The organism is Pseudoclavibacter caeni, from assembly GCF_008831125.1.
Lineage (GTDB): Bacteria > Actinomycetota > Actinomycetes > Actinomycetales > Microbacteriaceae > Pseudoclavibacter_A > Pseudoclavibacter_A caeni.
The window spans coordinates 1-16305 of record NZ_WBKA01000008.1 but is presented as its reverse complement, the minus strand read 5'-3'; the positions used below and the strand labels follow the sequence as shown (position 1 = coordinate 16305).

Genomic DNA, 16305 nt, shown 5'->3' with positions numbered 1-16305 from the left:
GCACACGGAGGATGGGAGCGCGCGAACGATGGTCGACAACAATCTCGCAGTGATCGTGCTGGCCGCTGGCCAGGGCACGCGGATGAAATCGGCGACCCCGAAGGTGCTGCACGAGCTGGCCGGCCGGCCCATGATCGGTCACGTGCTCGCGGCGGCCGAGGCCCTCGAGCCCGAGCACGTCATCCTCGTCGCCCGTCATCAGCGCGAGCGTGTCGAGGAGGCGGCGCGGGAGCTGCTGCCCCGGGTCGAGATCGCTGCGCAGGGCGAGGTGCCCGGCACCGGCGCCGCGGCGGATGCGGGGCTCGCCCTGCTCGACGACGGCTTCGTCGGCGACGTGCTCATCACCAGCGGCGACGTGCCCTTGCTCGGCGCGGGCCCGCTCGGCGCGTTCCTCGCCGCCCACCGCGACGCCGAGGCGGCGGCGAGCGTGCTCACCGCGAGCCTGCCCGACCCGTCCGGCTACGGCCGCGTCGTGCGCGACGGGGTCGGCGACGTGCAGGCGATCGTGGAGGACGGCGATGCGACCGACGCCCAGCGCGCGATCCATGAGATCAACTCGGGCACCTATCTCTTCCAGGCCAACGACCTGCGCCGTGCCCTCGAGCAGGTGGGCACCGACAACGCGCAGAACGAGAAGTACCTCACCGACGCGATCGGGGTGCTCGTCGCCGAGGGCCGCAAGGTGATCGCCCACCAGATCGACGATCCGGTGCTCGTCCGCGGCGTCAACGACCGCCAGCAGCTGGCGGAGGTGGCTCGCGAGCTCAACGACCGCATCGTCCGCCGCTGGCGGCTGGCCGGGGTGACGATCCAGGACGCGACGAGCACGTGGATCGATGTGACCGTCGAGCTCGGTCAGGATGTGACCCTGCTGCCCGGCACGCAGCTGCGCGGCACGACGGTGGTGCAGGATGAGGCGACGGTCGGCCCCGACACGACGCTCATCGACACGGAGGTCGGCTTCGGCGCCGACGTGACCCGAGTGCACGCGATCTCGGCCCGCATCGGCGAGAACGCGCATGTCGGCCCGTTCTCCTACCTGCGCCCGGGCACGGTGCTCGGCGCGGAGGGCAAGATCGGCACGTTCGTCGAGACGAAGAACGTGACGATCGGCCGCGGCGCGAAAGTGCCGCATCTCAGCTACGCGGGTGACGCGGAGATCGGCGAGGGGTCGAACATCGGCGCCGGCACGATCTTCGCCAACTATGACGGGGTGCACAAGCACCGCTCCACGGTGGGGCCGCAGGTGCGCACGGGCGCGCACAACGTGTTCGTCGCCCCGGTGCACATCGGCGCGGGGGTCTACTCCGGAGCCGGCACCATCATCCGCAAGGACGTCCCGGCCGGGGCGCTCGCGATCACCCAGGCCCCGCAGGTCAACCGCGAGGGCTGGGTGGCCGAGCACCGGGCGGGCACCGCCTCGGCCGATGCGGCCGAGGTCGCGTTGCAGCACAGCGGCGCGGACGAGAACGACGACTAGACGATCGAGCACAAGTAGACGGCAGAAGGGCAGCACACACGTGTCTGGTATCAACGCGGACAACCACAAGAGACTGGTCCTGGTCAGTGGGCGGGCGCATCCGGCGCTGGCGCGGGAGATCGCGGACGATCTGGGCACGGAGCTCGTGCCGACGAAGGCGCTGGACTTCGCCAACGGCGAGATCTACGTGCGATACGACGAGAGCATCCGTGGGTCGGACGCCTTCGTCATCCAGTCGCACACCACGCCGATCAACAAGTGGCTGATGGAGTCGCTCATCATGGTCGACGCGCTCAAGCGCGCGTCGGCGAAGCGCATCACGGTCGTGGCACCCTGCTACCCGTATGCGCGGCAGGACAAGAAGCACCGTGGACGCGAGCCCATCTCCGCCCGCCTGGTCGCCGACCTGTTCAAGGCCGCCGGCGCCGACCGGCTCATGTCGGTCGACCTGCACTCCCCGCAGATCCAGGGCTTCTTCGACGGGCCGGTCGATCACCTGTTCGCGCAGCCGATCCTGCTCGACCACTTCGCCAAGACGCTCGACCATGACAAGCTCACGATCGTCTCGCCCGACATGGGCCGGGTGAAGGTCGCCGACACCTGGAGCGACAAGCTCGGGGCGCCGCTGGCGATCATCCACAAGCGGCGCGACCCGCTCGTGCCGAACCAGGCGACTGCGCACGAGATCGTCGGCAACGTCGAGGGGCGCACCTGCCTCGTCGTCGACGACCTGATCGACACCGGCGGCACGATCCTCGCCGCGGCGCGCGCGCTCAAGGCGCATGGGGCGGCGAAGGTCGTCGTGGGTGCCACGCACGCGGTGTTCTCGGATCCCGCGGTCGAGCGGCTGTCGAGCCCCGAGATCGACCGCGTCGTGGTGACGAACACGCTGCCGATCCCCGAGGAGAAGCGGTTCCCGACCCTCACCGTGCTCTCGATCGCCCCGCTCATCTCGAAGGCGATCCACGAGGTCTTCGCGGACGGCTCGGTCACCTCGATGTTCGACGGCGCGGCCTGATCCAGACGGCCTGACACGCGGAAGGGCCGGATCCCGACATGATGTCGGTGATCCGGCCCTTCTCGTCTGTGGGTGCTGGACTCGGGATCAGTCCTGCACCTTGTAGATCAGCGCCGCGAGCGCCTGGAGGATCGAGGTGACGAACTTGGCGGTGCCCTCGTTCGCGAACGCGCCGTGTTCGTCGAGCAGATCCGGGGTGAACTGGATGTAGCCCTCGGGCTGGCCGAGCTGGATCGTGTTGAGGAACGCGAGGATGCTCTTCAGGTGCTGCTGGCCGGCGGCGGTGCCGATCGCGCCGGGTGAGGTGCCGATGACGGCGACGACCTTCTCGTTGAACGAGTTGGTGCCCCACGGGCGGCTCGCCCAGTCGATGGCGTTCTTGAGTGCGCCGGGGATCGAGCGGTTGTACTCCGGGGTGACGATGAGGATGCCGTCGGCGCCCTCGATCGCGGCCTTGAGCGCCTTGCCCTCGGCGGGGTAGTCGGCGTCGTGGTCCCAGCTGTACAGCGGCAGGTCCTTGATCGGGATCTCGAAGAACTCCACGTCGTCGACGTCGAGCTGCTGGATCGCCCCGGCGAGCTTCCGGTTGATGGACTCGGTGGCGATGCTGCCGATGATGATGCCGATCTTGAGGGTCATGCTGGCTCCTGACACAGTCGTGGTGACATCCGGGGTCGGTCGCCTCGGATGGTGCTTCCGCCCGGCGGGCCGGGTGGCGGGCCGTCGTGCGGTCGCCGCGTCGGGCGCGGGCGGATCGGAGGACCGGTGGAGCCGTGAGCGTCGGACGACGCCCGTCTCACGACGGGATGAGGAGGGGGGTGCTCATGCTCCCGGCTCCACCGGCGATCCGTGGTCAATCGTACAACGTTTGTCGTGACAACGAGTGATCGAGCATGCATCTCGGCTGTGGGGTCGCTGTGCGGGCCGGAACCCGGTGGCCGAACCCACGCACCCCGTACCTCGCACCTCAGACCCCGCACTCTAGAACAGCTGCGCGTCCTCCGCGGCCGCCGAGCGCAGACTCGCCTGGTCGAGCAGCATGAGGATGCTCGCGTTCGCGTCCCGATACCGGCCGAACAGCTGCTCGCCGACCAGGGCGTAGTGCCACTCCAGCCCGTCGCGGTCGGTCTCGGGCAGGGTGTTGATCCGCTCCACCCAGGTGAGGGCGGCCCGCCGCTTGCGCTGCACGTTCGCGTCGCTCAGCCCGGTCTGCGCCTTCGTCTCCACCACGTACACGTCACCGGCGGTGCGCACGATGAAGTCGGGGGAGTACCGGGCCGGATGGCCGTTGTCCTTCAGATACGGTCGCTGCAGCCAGTCGTGGCGGCGCTCGTCGATGCGGCAGAACGCCTCGACCGCCGTGTCCTGGTCGGCCCACTCGATGAACCGCCGCTCGAGGCCTCCGCCGTGGCCGGCCTCCAGCGCGCGCAGCCGCTCGTAGACGCACTTGCGCACCGGCACCAGCCGGCGTGCGGACGCGGTGAACGGCCCCGCCTCCGAGATCATCCGTCGCTGCACCACGGCCTCGCTCGCGTCCACCCGGTCGAGCTGGGCGACGAGGGCGGGGATGAACACGCCGGCGATCTGCTCGACCATGCCGGGCAGCATCAGCATCCGCCAGTTCTCGTCGGTGAGCGGGTCGAACGGCCGGGCGAACAGTCGGGTGCGCACGTACCGGTCGAGCCAGGCGACGAGGGTGGGCCGGGAGACCTGCAGCACGGGGAACGCGCTGGCACGCCGGGACCGCTCGCCGGAGGCGGTGCGGGCGCGGCCGGCGAGGTCGTCGATGTGCGCGGCGATGCGGGCGAGGTACTCGCTGTAGCTCGTGGCGGTGAACGAGCCGGCGTCGACGACGTACTCGCCGTAGCGGGTGCCGACCATGACGTCCTCCGAGGCGAACCGCTCGCCGTGGCCGAGGCTGCGGCGCAGCTGCTCGTACGGCAGGGTGGAGACCGGCAGCGCGTCGATGTCGATGGTGGGCTCGGCGAGCTCCTCCTCGGCGTCGCGGATGATGATCGGCACGGCGATGTCGAACCGCTCGAAGTCGTCGCGCAGGTCGACCCGCTCGATGTCGCCGGTGGCGCCGGTGCCGGTCTCGTCGGGGTCGTTGGTGAACAGGCCGTCGCCGAGCTCGCGCCGGTAGAACTCCTCATAGGCGGGGTGCTCGACGATGGAGAGCAGGTCGTAGCGGGTGGTGGGCTCGCGGCCCTCGGCGATGAGGCGGCGGTTCTCGGCCTTGGCGGCGTCGATGTCCGGGTCTCCGCGCCACATCAGTCGCAGGCCGCGGCCGATCACCTGCTCGAGCAGGATGCCGCTCTCGGAGGCCCGCAGCGGCACGATCACGCAGATGCTGTTGACGTCGAAGCCCTCGCGCAGCATGAGCACGCTGATGACGATGCGCACGGTCGGGTCTGTGTCGAGCGTGGTCAGTCGCTGCTTGACGCGCTGCCAGTCGGCGTCCTTGAGCTCGCCCTTGCGGTCGGAGTCGATGCGCAGCATCTCCTCCTCGGGCACGCCCTGCTTGCTCAGGTGTCGCTCGATGGCCTTCGCCGCCTCGGTGTTCTCGGCGAGCACGAGCAGCTTGGGATGTTTCGTCGGGTCGACGCGTGCGAAGTCGGTCTCGAGCTGTTGCAGCTTCGTCAGCCCGGCGGCGAGCATGGTCGTCTGGCCGTTGCTGACGACGAGGCGGCCCTCGTCGTCGCGGTCGGCGCGGAAGTCGAGCGCCTCGGTGGGCAGGGCGCCGATCTCGTTGCGCTTGTCGATCGCGATGCTCTTGACCAGGCCCTGTTGGATCGCCAGGCGCAGGTCGAAGTTCACCACGATGTGGGGGAAGTACCGGCGGGTCTTCTGTCTCGTGCCGGACTCGGCGTACGGGGTGGCGGTGAAGTCGACCTGGGTGAACCGGTCGCCCTTGGGGGCGCCGATCTCGTCGAGGGCGCGCTGCCACTCGAGTGGCTCCACGATCCCGCCGCGGCGTACCTTGTGCACGTGGTGGGCCTCGTCGTTGAAGACGAGCAGGTCGGGCAGGTCGCGCAGCCACTCGAACTCGAGGCCGCGTCCCGCCTGCCGGTCGAGCCGCTCGAGGCTGTTGCCGGCGGCGGTGCCGGGCACCACGGGCAGGAAGCTCTGGGCCACGGCCTTCACGTCCGGGGCGGCGCCCGGGGCGGCGACCTCGGGCTCGTCCTCGTCGGGCAGGAAGTCGGGGACGTCCTTGTCTCGCCCGGCGAGCAGGTGCCAGTTGGTGATCGCGATGACGCCGCCCGGGGTGGTGCGTCGGCCGATCTGCGTCTTGTCGATGGCTGCGCCGCGCACGAACTGCAGCACGCGCTCGCGGTGCCGTTCGGGGATGAACAGCGTGCGGTTCGCGTACAGGTCGCTGGTGTGCCAGTCGCGCTGGCCGGCGGCGTCGGGCTTGCCGAGGAAGGAGTCGAGCAGCCGGTCGTAGACGATCAGGCCCGGGGCGACGATGAGGAAGTTGCGGGTGAACCGGCGGTCGCCCGGCGCGGCGAGGGCGTTGAGGTACTGCCAGACGAGCAGGGCGTTGAGCACCCACGTCTTGCCGGTGCCGGTCGCCAGTTTGATCGCGTACTTCGGGTGCCGGCTGCTGTCGGCGTCGATCTCGGTGCGGTCGACGGCGTCGAGGTCGGTGCGGCGCGCCCACTCCTCGCCGAGCACTTTGTCGTACAGGTCGGGCAGCGAGGTCGCGCCGAGCACCTCGTGGCCGTAGATCACGGCGAGGATGGCGTCCCGCTGTCCGTCGTGGAAGTTCGGCTCGCCGGCGGCGGCGCGGGCGGCGATGCCGTCCTCGTGGAACCACCAGTCGAGCAGCTCGGCGGTGACCGGGGTAACCCGGTCGTGGAACAGGCCGGGCTCGCCGTAGCGCAGGTGCAGGGCGGCCTCGGCGGTCTGGGCGGCGATGCCGCTGACCAGCGGCAGGCGCACGTCCTCGGTGGGCAGGGTCTCGCCGCGGATCATCGGGTCGCCTCCGTCTCGTTCGTGGTGGTCGCGGGGTCGGCCGGCACGTGCAGCAGGCGCTCGGACTCGTAGCCGAAGACGTCCACGGCGCGCACCGCGATGACCCGCTCGCGTGGCTCGGTGAGCGCGGGGACGGTCAGCGCCGCGGTGGTGCCGGTGCGCAGCGGGTCGTCGTCCTCGTCGCCGTTGCCGCGGTACTCCTGCCAGCGGGAGCGGAACGTCACCCCGTCGTAGTCGGGGTCGACCGCCCAGTACTCGATGAGGGCGAGGGGTTCGGCGTGCAGCACGGCGCGCACGCGTTCGCGGTCGTCGGCGCTGTCGAGGGGCAGCGCGTCGGGGTCGATCAGCACGTAGTTGTCGAGCTGCACGACGAGATCCTCGGTGGGGCGGCCCTCTGCGTCGGCGCCGCGCGAGTGCTGGGCGAGGTGGGCGTCGACGTACTGCAGCGTGGAGAAGCGCACCTGACTGATCCCGTAGGGCCCTCTCTCCCTTCTTGCGCAGCTCGTCGAGCAGGTTCGAGGGGATGGCGAGCACCTGCAGGCGCCCGTCGTCGAGCTCGCGGATGGCGTCGGTGATGTCGGTGGCGAAGTTCCAGCCGAGCACCGTGACCCGTTCGAAGCCGCCAAGAGTGCTGTCGCGCAGGGCCATCGCCTTGCGCAGGACGTTCCGGCCGGTGACGCTGCGCGGGCTGTCGACGTACACGAGCTCGCGTTCGTCGACCTGCCCCAGGGCGCCGCGGTAGTTCACCTCGGGCGGCAGCGGCACGGCCCCGTGCTCGCCGTACAGGCCGAGCAGACACGGGTGAGGTCGCCGATGCGGAAGCGTCGGCCGAGCACGTTGCGCGCCTGCTCGATCTGGTAGTCGCCCACGGACTGGTAGAGGAACGGCCTGGCGCGGCCGTCCGGGGTTGGCGCGTCGGCGATGTCGATCAGTCGCTTGCGCGTGATCATCACCGCCGGCTTGCCCTGATCGACGGCGATCCACCGTCGGCCCAGCTTCTCGGCGACCGCCGCGGTCGTGCCGGACCCCACGAAGAAGTCGGCCACGAGACCGCCGGCGGGGCAGGAATGCTTGATGATGCGATGCAGTAGGCGTTCGGGCTTCTGCGTGGCGTAGCCGGTGATCTCGGAGTGCCGTGCCTGATCGCTCTTGTACGCGCGTGGGTCTGCGTAGACCTGCTTGATGTCGGTCCAGACTGTCGAGGCTGGGACCCCACGGCTCTCGTCCAGATACTGGCGCTCCCACAGGCCATTGCCGCGGGAACGGCGTCGATACGGTCTGCCGTCCTCATCCGTCCACTTGAACCAGTTGGCGATGTATTTCTCCGAGTAGGGGAGATAGATCTTGTGCTCGTCTCGTTCCCTGTATGAGTACGCGTAGTGCTCGATGTATTCGTGCATCTTGACGAGCTTCGACCCGGCGGCGCGGCCTCCTGAGGGCGAGCCATAGGCCCAGATGATCTCCTCGACGAAATTGCGTTTGCCGAAGATCTCGTCCAGCACGAGCTTCACCGGATGATTGACTTGGATTCCGAGATGCACGTAGATGCTCCCCGTGTCCTTGAGCAGCTCGCGCATGAGGATCAGGCGCGGGGTGATCATCCGCAGATATGACGCGGTGCCGCTGGCCCAGGTGTCGGAGTAGGCGGACTGCTCGGCGACCGTCGGGCGCTTGCTGACGTCCACGTTCTCGTGCGACCCCCCGGCTGCGGGCAGGGTGATCTTCGAGCGGTAGTCGGCCTTGGAGTCGAACGGCGGGTCGATGTAGATGAGGTCCACTTTGCCGCGCAGGCTCTCGTGCTCCTCGTCGCCGGCGAGCAGCGCCGTGATCGCGAGCAGGTTGTCACCGAAGATCAGGCGGTTGAGATCGGGACGGCCGGTCTCGGGGGGCGTGCCGGTCGTGTCCCCGGGCCCCGTCGCGCCGCCCGTCGCACTGATGCCGCCCATCGCGTCCGTCGTGCTCAGGGCGCGCAGGTCGAGGCCGGAGCTGTTGGGGTTCGGCAGCACGAGCTCGCGCGTCTGCAGGCCCACACGGCGGGAGGAGCCGAGCCCCTCGAGGATGCGCTGGGCCTCGCGCCGGCCGTCGCGGACGATCTCCGGCAGCTGGTCGATCAGTGATCGCTGTGGCATGGGCTCCCCTCTCGGGCACGCGTCGAGGTCCCGACGGATGCGGTGTATATACATGAAGCATAAAAGCATCGACCGCTGACGCGCTGGTCGGGGAGGCCTCGTATCTGTAGGCATGAGGCATGTCTCAGCCGCAGTCGGAGGCCGCCCGTGTCGTCGGACGGCGTATCAGCGAGCACCGGAGAGCGGCGAGGATCAGCCAGATGGAGCTCGGTGAGCTCGCGGGCGTCCACTTCACGAATCTCGGCCGCATCGAGCGCGGCCTCGCGAACCCGACCCTCACGACGCTGGTGAAGATCGCGGTCGCCCTCGATATCGACCCGGCGGAGCTGGTCACCGGTCTCGGCGCTGATGACCTGCCCGAGACCGAGCCGCCGTTCCGGGTGAGGGACTTCGTGCGGATGCGCGAACACGCACAGCGGAGCGACTGACCGCTGGCCTCGTGGGCTGTTCGCACTGTGAGCCCGGCGGTGCTGCGCATGCGGCAGACATCCACTGATGCGGTTCTGCACAGGCCACCGGTCCAGTCCGATCTCTCCACACACCCTGCGCAGGCGGGCCTCACCCCGGCGGATGTCGGCGCGGCATGGTCGGATGGGGTCATGACCAGCACCGCGACTTCGCAGCAGCCCGACCCGGGCGCACCCGTTGGCGCCTGCGTGGTGCTCGGTGCGGCGGGGCGGCCTCGGGCGATGCGAGCCGGGCGCCTGATCGAGGTCGGGGCCAGTCCGTTCCTGACCGATGCCCCTGGGGCTGGCAGCGCTGGGCAGCGGCTGGGCGCAGCGGTGGAGGACGTCGCGGTGCTGCAGATGCGCATGGACCAGCTCGAGGCGCGCCAGACCGAGCGCCTCGGCCGGATGCAGCAGCGCATCGTCGCCGAGGCGCTCGCCGAGGACGCACCGGGTGGGGCAGGCCGCCGGCCTCATCCCGCGGCGCCCCCGCCCGGCGGGCGCGTCCAGTGGCGGATCAACGCGCTCATCGCTGACATCGCCCAAGAGCTGCAGCTGAGTGAGCGCGTGGTCACTCGGCTGATGAACCTCGGCGACCGCCTCATCGCACGACTGGGCCGCACGCTCGACGCGTGGCTCGAGGGGCTCGTCACCCGTCGGCATGTCGAGGTGATCGATCGTGAGCTGCTCGGCGCCGATCCCATGACGATCGACCGCATCGAGCCGGTGCTGCTCGCCGCCGTCACCGACCACGGCTGCACGCCGGCGCAGCTGCGTCAGCTCGCCCGCCGGCTGCGCGAGCGCGCCGAGCCGCTCTCCCCGCAGCAGCGGCACGAGGCCGCACTGCGCGAACGCTGCGTCACCCTGCAGCCCGCCGAGAACGGCATGGCCTGGCTGAGCGTGCTCCTCGGCGCGGTGGATGCTGCAGCGGTGTTCGACCGCACTCGCGCGATCGCGCGTTCCGTGCGCCGCGCCGCTGACTCTGGTTCCGCCCCCGCCTCTGGGCCTGCCCCCGCTCAGCCGAAGGAATCACTCGACCGAGAACTCCGCACGGTCGCCCAGCTGCAGGCGGATGTCGTCCGCGACCTTCTCGTGCACGGCATCGTCCCCGGCGTCAGCGCTCCGACGCGTCACGAGCTCCATGTCGAGCGGAGCCTCGAACCCAGTCAGCACGAGTCCGACCGCACCGCACTTGGCCGGCATGAGACAGGCCGTCGTGAGGCAGGCTGCGTCACACCCGACCATCTCGATCCGGACAGGGCCACATCCGATCGTCTTGGCCTTGACCCCACCACGGCCGGCCCTCCTGCCGCTGACTGCATTCCGGCTGCCCCTCCCGCCTCTGATGGTGTACCGACCGGATCTCCTGCTCCTGGGCCCCTGCACCACCACGGTGCGGGAGCCCCTGTGCATGACGCCTCGCCGCACCTGCCCCCGGAGGTCTCCGCCGCGTCCTCGCCCCCGGGACTCGGCACGGGCATCGTGGCCAGGGTGACCGTCACCGTCCCCGCACTCGCGCTGCTCGCCAGAGAGGCCTCGGCGGGGGCTCGGGACGGCACTGGCCTCGGCCCGCTCGCCGGCCCGGCTCAGGTCGCCGGCCTCGCTCCAGCCACCGTTCTCGACCCGGTCGCAGAGCTCGACCCGGTCGCAGAGCTCGACCCGGTCGCAGAGCTCGACCCGGTCGCAGAGCTCGACCCGGGCATAGAACTCGCCCCGGTCGCAGAGCTCGAGGGTGTCGGCCCGATCCCGGTCGAGGTGGCCGCACAGCTCGCCGCGGAGGGCGGCACTCTGCGTCGGCTGCTGACCGACCCGGTCTCCGGGGTGCCGCTCGCGCTTGATCGCCGTCAGTATCGTCCGCCGCCCTCACTCGCCGAGTTCATCAAGGCGCGGGATGGCACCTGTCGGTTCCCGGGCTGCGATCGCCCCGCCCACCACTGCGAGGTCGATCACACCGTCGACTGGCAGTGGGGCGGCCCCACGAATGCTGACAACCTTGCCTGTCTCTGCCGACGCCACCATGTGCTCAAGCACGAGTCGGAGTGGCAGGTCATGCAGATCGGTGATGCTGTCCTGCATTGGACGAGTCCGACCGGTGCGGCACGGGCGACTCGGCCGAGAAGGCCCGGCCGAATCGCTGTCGCACGGCAGCCGCTCTGATGGCAACCGGACTGCCGAGGTCCGTGCTGGCCACAGGCGGCGTGGTCTCTGCCGGGGCGCATTGCAGCATGGCAGTGCCGCGCCTGGTCATCGTGTCGCATGGCCCCGGCACCGATGCGGCGAGTCCAGGGCGGGCACGCTGGGGACCGTGCCGATGGGTGCTGCGGATCGTCCGTTGGCGGAGGATCGACCTCATGCACGGGACGCGGTGACCGTGGCGGGGACGACGGCCACCCCCGTGCCGGCTGCGGGCATGCGTCGACCAAGGATCATGCCAGATGCAGGGGGAACGACCGCGCGAGCGCCATCCGGTGGCGCATGTGTGGTCGTCACTGTGCTCGGTGGCGCATGTGTGGTCGTCGCCATGACCGATGGCACCCCAGCTCGCCCCCCATCCGCGGTGCAGCAAGTCGTTCTCGCACCGTTCGTCCCCGAAACTCGGCGGAGATCTCCCCCAGTGCGGGGGCCGGGACTAGCATGGCTCTGTTCGTGACCGTCACGAACATCCGAGGAGGAGTCATGACGCAGCGTCTCGCCGCATCGTCCGTGCACAGCCGGAACGGCGCGCTCCTTCTTCTCGAGCTTCCTCGCCGGTAGAGCCCGCGACCCGAGCCCGGCCAGGCACGACCCGGCCCTTCGTCACCGATCCGCGAGTTGCGCATCCAACCGATCACACTCGCGCCGTCACTCGCTCTGCCGGCTGAAATCTTCATCCCGCCCAAACCCGGTTCCGGCCCGCCTCCCGCATGCCCGGCCTGCACGCTGTCCACGGCATTCGCACCACACGTGCTCCCGTGACGATGCTCGCGGACCTCGCGAGATCCCCCAGACGTTGCCTGCGGATCCACAAGTCCCGGCAGGGTCCACAAGACCCCACGGATCCCGCAGCTCCCACGGATCCCGCAGGTTCACACGGCCCCGCCCACCCGCGCATGCCCCCACCGGTGCATGTGCCCACCGGCGTCACCGTATGAGGGCGAGACCAGCCATGTCCCAATCCATCCCGGGCTCACGCCCGAAGCATGATCGCCTCGCCGGCGGACTCCACATCGAGTCCTCGCCGGACGTCGAGCCCCGCCGGCGAGGCGTGCACAGAAGGTTCGCATCCCACATGTCCACCACGAAGTCCACCCAGGCCGCATCACACCACGCCGCGCCCACATCGGCCACATCGGCCGCGTCGTCCGCCACCGCGCCGGCCGCGCCGCCCACGGCGACACCCACCACCTCGCCCGCCCGCTTCGGCGAGCGCGGCGTCCGACTCATCCAGCGGCTCGACCAGACCCGTGAGTCGCCGCTGTTCCGACACGTGTTCGCGCTGGTCGCCGGCGGGATGCTGCTCGACGCGTTCGACGTCTATCTGGCCAGCGCGGTCACCAGCGCGATCCTGGCCAACGGCTGGTCGACGCTGCAGCTGAACTCGCTGTTCCTGTCGGCCGGGTTCCTCGGCCTGTTCCTCGGCTCGCTCGTCTCCGGTTTCGTGGGCGATCTGCGCGGTCGCCGGGTCGCTTACCAGGTGAACCTCGCGGTGTTCGGGGGAGCCTCGCTGCTGAGCGCGCTCGCCCCGAACATGGGGGTGCTCATCGTGCTGCGCTTCATCGCGGGGGTCGGGCTGGGCGCCGAGATCGTGACGGGCTACGCGCTCATCACCGAGTTCGCGCCCGTCGGGCACCGCGGACGCTGGGCGGCGGCCACCTCGGTCGTCGCCAACTGCGGTGCCCCGGTCACGCTGCTCGTGAGCACGATCGTGATCCCGCACCTGGGCTGGCGGCCGATGTTCGTCATCGTCGGCGTGCTGGCCGCGATCCTGTGGTGGCTGCGGCGCGACGTCCCCGAGTCGCCCCGCTGGCTGGTCGCGCATGGTCGTCTGGACGAAGCCGAGTCGATCATCGCCGAGCTGGAGACAGGCGGGCGCATCGAGCCCACCGAGGCGCGTGCGCACGAGCTGGTGCGGCGCGGCTCGCGCGGGCGGATGCTGCTGGTCGCGTCCGTCGCCGCCTCGGCGACGATCATCTGCCAGTACACGTTCACCACGTGGGTGCCCACGCTGCTCGGACGTCGTGGCATCGGGATCTCCGGGTCACTGGGACTGAGCACGCTGATGATGGTCGGTGCTCCGCTCGGCTGCCTGCTGGGCGCCTGGGCGGTCGATCGCATCGGCCGCAAGCCGACCATCATCGCCGCGTTCGCGGCGACCGCCGTGCTGGGCGTGGCGTACGCGATGCAGACGTCTCGGGTCGGCGTGGTGGTCGTGGGCTTCGTGCTGACCGCCTGCTTCTACGTGCTGATGGCGAGTGTGATCGCGGTGTATGTCGCCGAGCTGTTCCCGACCGACTGGCGGTTCCGGGGCGCGGGCATCGCCAATGCGGTCGCCAAGCTGCTCACGGTCGCGATGCCGGTCGTCGTCACGGCGGTGCTGCAGGTCGCGCCCGACTGGACGATCTTCGCGGGCATCAGCGCGATCGCGGCGATTGCCTGTGCGGTGGTGTGGGTCTGGGGGCCGGAGACGAACCGCCGGCTGCTCGACTGAATCGCCGGCTGCACGACGCCGTACGGTGGGGCGGGGCTGCGAGGCGCAGGCGGTCCCGCCCGTGCTCCGTGTGGCACCGCCCGGGTCCGCACCCCTCCGCTGCCCCCCGCCCATGTCAGCCCTCCCGCACCACCCCGCCCGTAGAATGACGCCATGGCCATCTCTGCATCCGAGCTCAACGCGACCCGCGCCTGGAACGCCTTCTACGCCCCGGGCACTCCGAAGGACATCGACCTGCCGACCGGGTCGCTGTACGACATGCTGGAGGGCAGCGCGAACCGCTTCGGTGACCGCGTGGCCATCGAGTTCTTCGGGGAGGAGACCACCTATGCCGAGCTGCGTGAGCAGGTCGACCGGGTCGCCGAGGGGCTGCGGCTCGAGGGCGTCGGCGAGCGCACCCGGGTCGCGCTGATCATGCCGAACTGTCCGCAGCACGTCATCGCGTTCTACGCCGTGCTGCGTCTCGGTGGCATCGTCATCGAGCACAACCCGATCTACACGCCCGACGAGCATGAGCGACAGTTCCGCGATCACGAGGCCGACATCGCGATCGTGTGGACGAAGGTGGTCGCCACCCTGCGCCGGATGCGCCCGGACACCGTGCCGAGCCGGCTCATCTCCGTCGACATCACCCGGGCGATGCCCCTGCGGCTGCGGCTCGGGCTCCGGCTGCCGACGAAGGCGGTCCGCGAGAAGCGCGCCGCACTCGTGTCGCGGGCGCCGGAGACGAAGCCGTTCGAGCGCCTGCTCGCATGCGAGCCGATCGACGACTCGTATCCCCGGCCGACGGTCGACTCGATCGCGGTGTTGCAGTACACGTCCGGCACCACGGGCAGCCCGAAGGGCGCGATGATCACCCACGGCAACCTGTGGTCGAACGCACGCCAGGGCGCGGCCTGGATGCCGCGGTTCACTCCGGGCGCCGAGACGATCTACGGGCTGCTGCCGATGTTCCACGCGTTCGGCCTGCTGCTGTCGGTGATCTATTCCGTGCACGTCGCCGCGCGGGCGACGCTGTTCCCCGCGTTCGACCCGGCGCTCGTCGTCCAGGCGTCGAAGCGGCATCCGGCGACGTTCATCCCGGCCGTGCCGCCCATGTACGACCGGCTGGCCCGGGTCGCCCGTGAGGGCAGGCTGGACCTCTCCGGCGTGATCTACGCGATCTCCGGCGGCATGACGCTCAACGACAAGGTCGTCGGGCGCTGGGAGTCGGTCGCGGGCGGACGCCTCGTCGAGGGGTACGGGCTCACCGAGTGCAGCCCGGTCGCGCTGGGCAACCCGTTCACCGAGCAGCGGCGCGTGGGCACCATCGGCATCCCGTTCCCGTCGACCGACATCAAGGTCGTCGACCCGGCCGACGTCACGCGCGAGGTCGAGCTCGGCGAGGTGGGCGAGCTGCTCATCCACGGCCCCCAGGTGTTCCAAGGCTACTGGAACCGGCCTGACGAGACCGCGAACGTGCTGCTCGAGGGACGCTGGCTGCGCACCGGCGATCTCGTCCGCCAGGATCAGGACGGTTTCGTCACCGTGGTCGACCGACGCAAGGAGCTCATCGTCACCGGCGGGTTCAACGTCGCTCCCAGCGAGGTCGAGGCGGTCGTGGACGCGATGCCCGGTGTGGCCGAGTCCGCGGTCGTCGGCGTGCGGCGGGGTCGCACGAAGGCCGAGATCGTCACGGCGGTGGTCGTGCTGGAGCCCGGGGCGACGTTCGACGAGCAGGCCGCCCGTCGGTATGCCCGTGAGCACCTGGCCGAGTACAAGGTGCCGCGCAACTATGTGGTGTGGGACAGCCTGCCCAAATCGCTCATCGGCAAGATCCTGCGACGCCAGGTGCGCGAGCGGCTCGAGGATGGGGCCGCCCGGCGTTGAGCCGGGGGGCTCGGGCCGCGGCGTCGAGGTGCCGGTGTCGTCTGATGTCCCAGTGTGGGGCTGCCAGCATGTCAGCGTCGTCTGGCAGCAGGTCGGCGCCGGGTCGGCGCCGACCTGCTGAGGGTCGGGCGGGACAACAGGTTCCGGGTGGTGGGCTCCTTCGCGACACGCCCGGGAGGCGGGCCGGAATTGTGGCACGTGAGGCACTCGCCTAAATTAACTGATTGTCACCCCAAAGGTGCTGCGGCCGGTACGGCTGCGGGCCTCAAGCGGGACCGCCTTCCACTCGGAACGATCGCAGGATCGTGAAGATGGATCGCGTGTGGATTCGGAAGGATCCCGCTGAAGAGCCGGTTGAACGCCGACTTGACAGCAGGAAATCTTCTGGTGACATGATCCAGTCACATTGACTCCGAGCGACACGGTTTCAGCCGGGTTGCGAAGTTGAGAAGATGTGGTATGCTGGAGAAGTTGCGCTGGCAGGTAGCCGCCTGGTTGGTTTGGGTGGTGATGGTTGGTGTGTCCGATCCTTGAGAACTCAACAGTGTGCACATGTCGATGCCAATTTTGTCCTCGGCTGGCTGGGTTTTTGCCTGGTTGGTTTGAGTGATTTCTTTTGGTTTTGCATGCCATGGCTTTCGGGTCGTGGTGTGTTGGAGCCGATCAGATTTTCTTCGGAGAGTTTGATCCTGGCTCAGGAC

General features: G+C 69.7%; 11 protein-coding genes. 6 read left to right on the top strand and 5 right to left on the bottom strand.

Translation table 11 applies throughout. The features are described 5' to 3' along the window. Positions 1-28 precede the first annotated feature (28 nt). Complete coding sequence (gene glmU, locus F8O02_RS08405) at positions 29-1480, top strand: bifunctional UDP-N-acetylglucosamine diphosphorylase/glucosamine-1-phosphate N-acetyltransferase GlmU (RefSeq protein WP_158036804.1); 1452 nt, start codon at positions 29-31, stop codon at positions 1478-1480. Positions 1481-1520: 40 nt separating this feature from the next. Next, entirely contained in the window at positions 1521-2498 is a 978-nt protein-coding gene (locus F8O02_RS08400) for a ribose-phosphate diphosphokinase (RefSeq protein ID WP_225734242.1), read from the top strand. A gap of 87 nt (positions 2499-2585) precedes the next feature. On the opposite strand, the gene F8O02_RS08395 is transcribed toward F8O02_RS08400, so the two are convergent. The 4 genes from F8O02_RS08395 to F8O02_RS09280 form a co-directional block, all read right to left on the bottom strand. Then, complete coding sequence (locus tag F8O02_RS08395; RefSeq protein ID WP_158036802.1) at positions 2586-3137, bottom strand: NADPH-dependent FMN reductase; 552 nt, start codon at positions 3135-3137, stop codon at positions 2586-2588. A gap of 342 nt (positions 3138-3479) precedes the next feature. Beyond that, positions 3480-6473 carry a DEAD/DEAH box helicase family protein gene (locus F8O02_RS08390; protein WP_158036801.1) on the bottom strand — a complete coding sequence of 998 codons (2994 nt, stop codon included), beginning with the start codon at positions 6471-6473 and terminating at the stop codon, positions 3480-3482. Beyond that, complete coding sequence (locus F8O02_RS09285) at positions 6470-6934, bottom strand: hypothetical protein (protein ID WP_218859540.1); 465 nt, start codon at positions 6932-6934, stop codon at positions 6470-6472. The genes F8O02_RS08390 and F8O02_RS09285 overlap by 4 nt, the downstream gene beginning before the upstream one ends. 282 nt (positions 6935-7216) lie before the next feature. Then, on the bottom strand, positions 7217-8602 hold the full coding sequence (locus tag F8O02_RS09280; protein ID WP_218859542.1) for a site-specific DNA-methyltransferase: 1386 nt from the start codon (positions 8600-8602) through the stop codon (positions 7217-7219). 119 nt (positions 8603-8721) lie between these two features. Between F8O02_RS09280 and F8O02_RS08380 the strand changes: the two genes are divergently transcribed. The 4 genes from F8O02_RS08380 to F8O02_RS08365 all read left to right on the top strand — a co-directional run bounded on the left by F8O02_RS08380 (position 8722) and on the right by F8O02_RS08365 (position 15604). Further along, positions 8722-9030 (top strand): helix-turn-helix domain-containing protein, encoded by a 309-nt coding sequence (locus F8O02_RS08380; RefSeq protein WP_158036800.1) that lies wholly within the window; start codon positions 8722-8724, stop codon positions 9028-9030. Between the two features lie 171 nt (positions 9031-9201). Continuing rightward, entirely contained in the window at positions 9202-11205 is a 2004-nt protein-coding gene (locus F8O02_RS08375; protein WP_179416269.1) for an HNH endonuclease, read from the top strand. Positions 11206-12316: 1111 nt separating this feature from the next. Next, the gene (locus F8O02_RS08370) at positions 12317-13735 is read left to right on the top strand and encodes an MFS transporter (protein WP_158036798.1); all 1419 of its coding nucleotides are present in this window, start codon (positions 12317-12319) and stop codon (positions 13733-13735) included. Between the two features lie 153 nt (positions 13736-13888). Further along, the gene (locus F8O02_RS08365) at positions 13889-15604 is read left to right on the top strand and encodes an AMP-binding protein (protein WP_158036797.1); all 1716 of its coding nucleotides are present in this window, start codon (positions 13889-13891) and stop codon (positions 15602-15604) included. 401 nt (positions 15605-16005) lie between these two features. Here F8O02_RS08365 and F8O02_RS09275 read toward each other — a convergent pair. Then, positions 16006-16305: hypothetical protein (locus tag F8O02_RS09275; RefSeq protein WP_225734241.1), on the bottom strand; the 300-nt coding region annotated here is incomplete at its 5' end.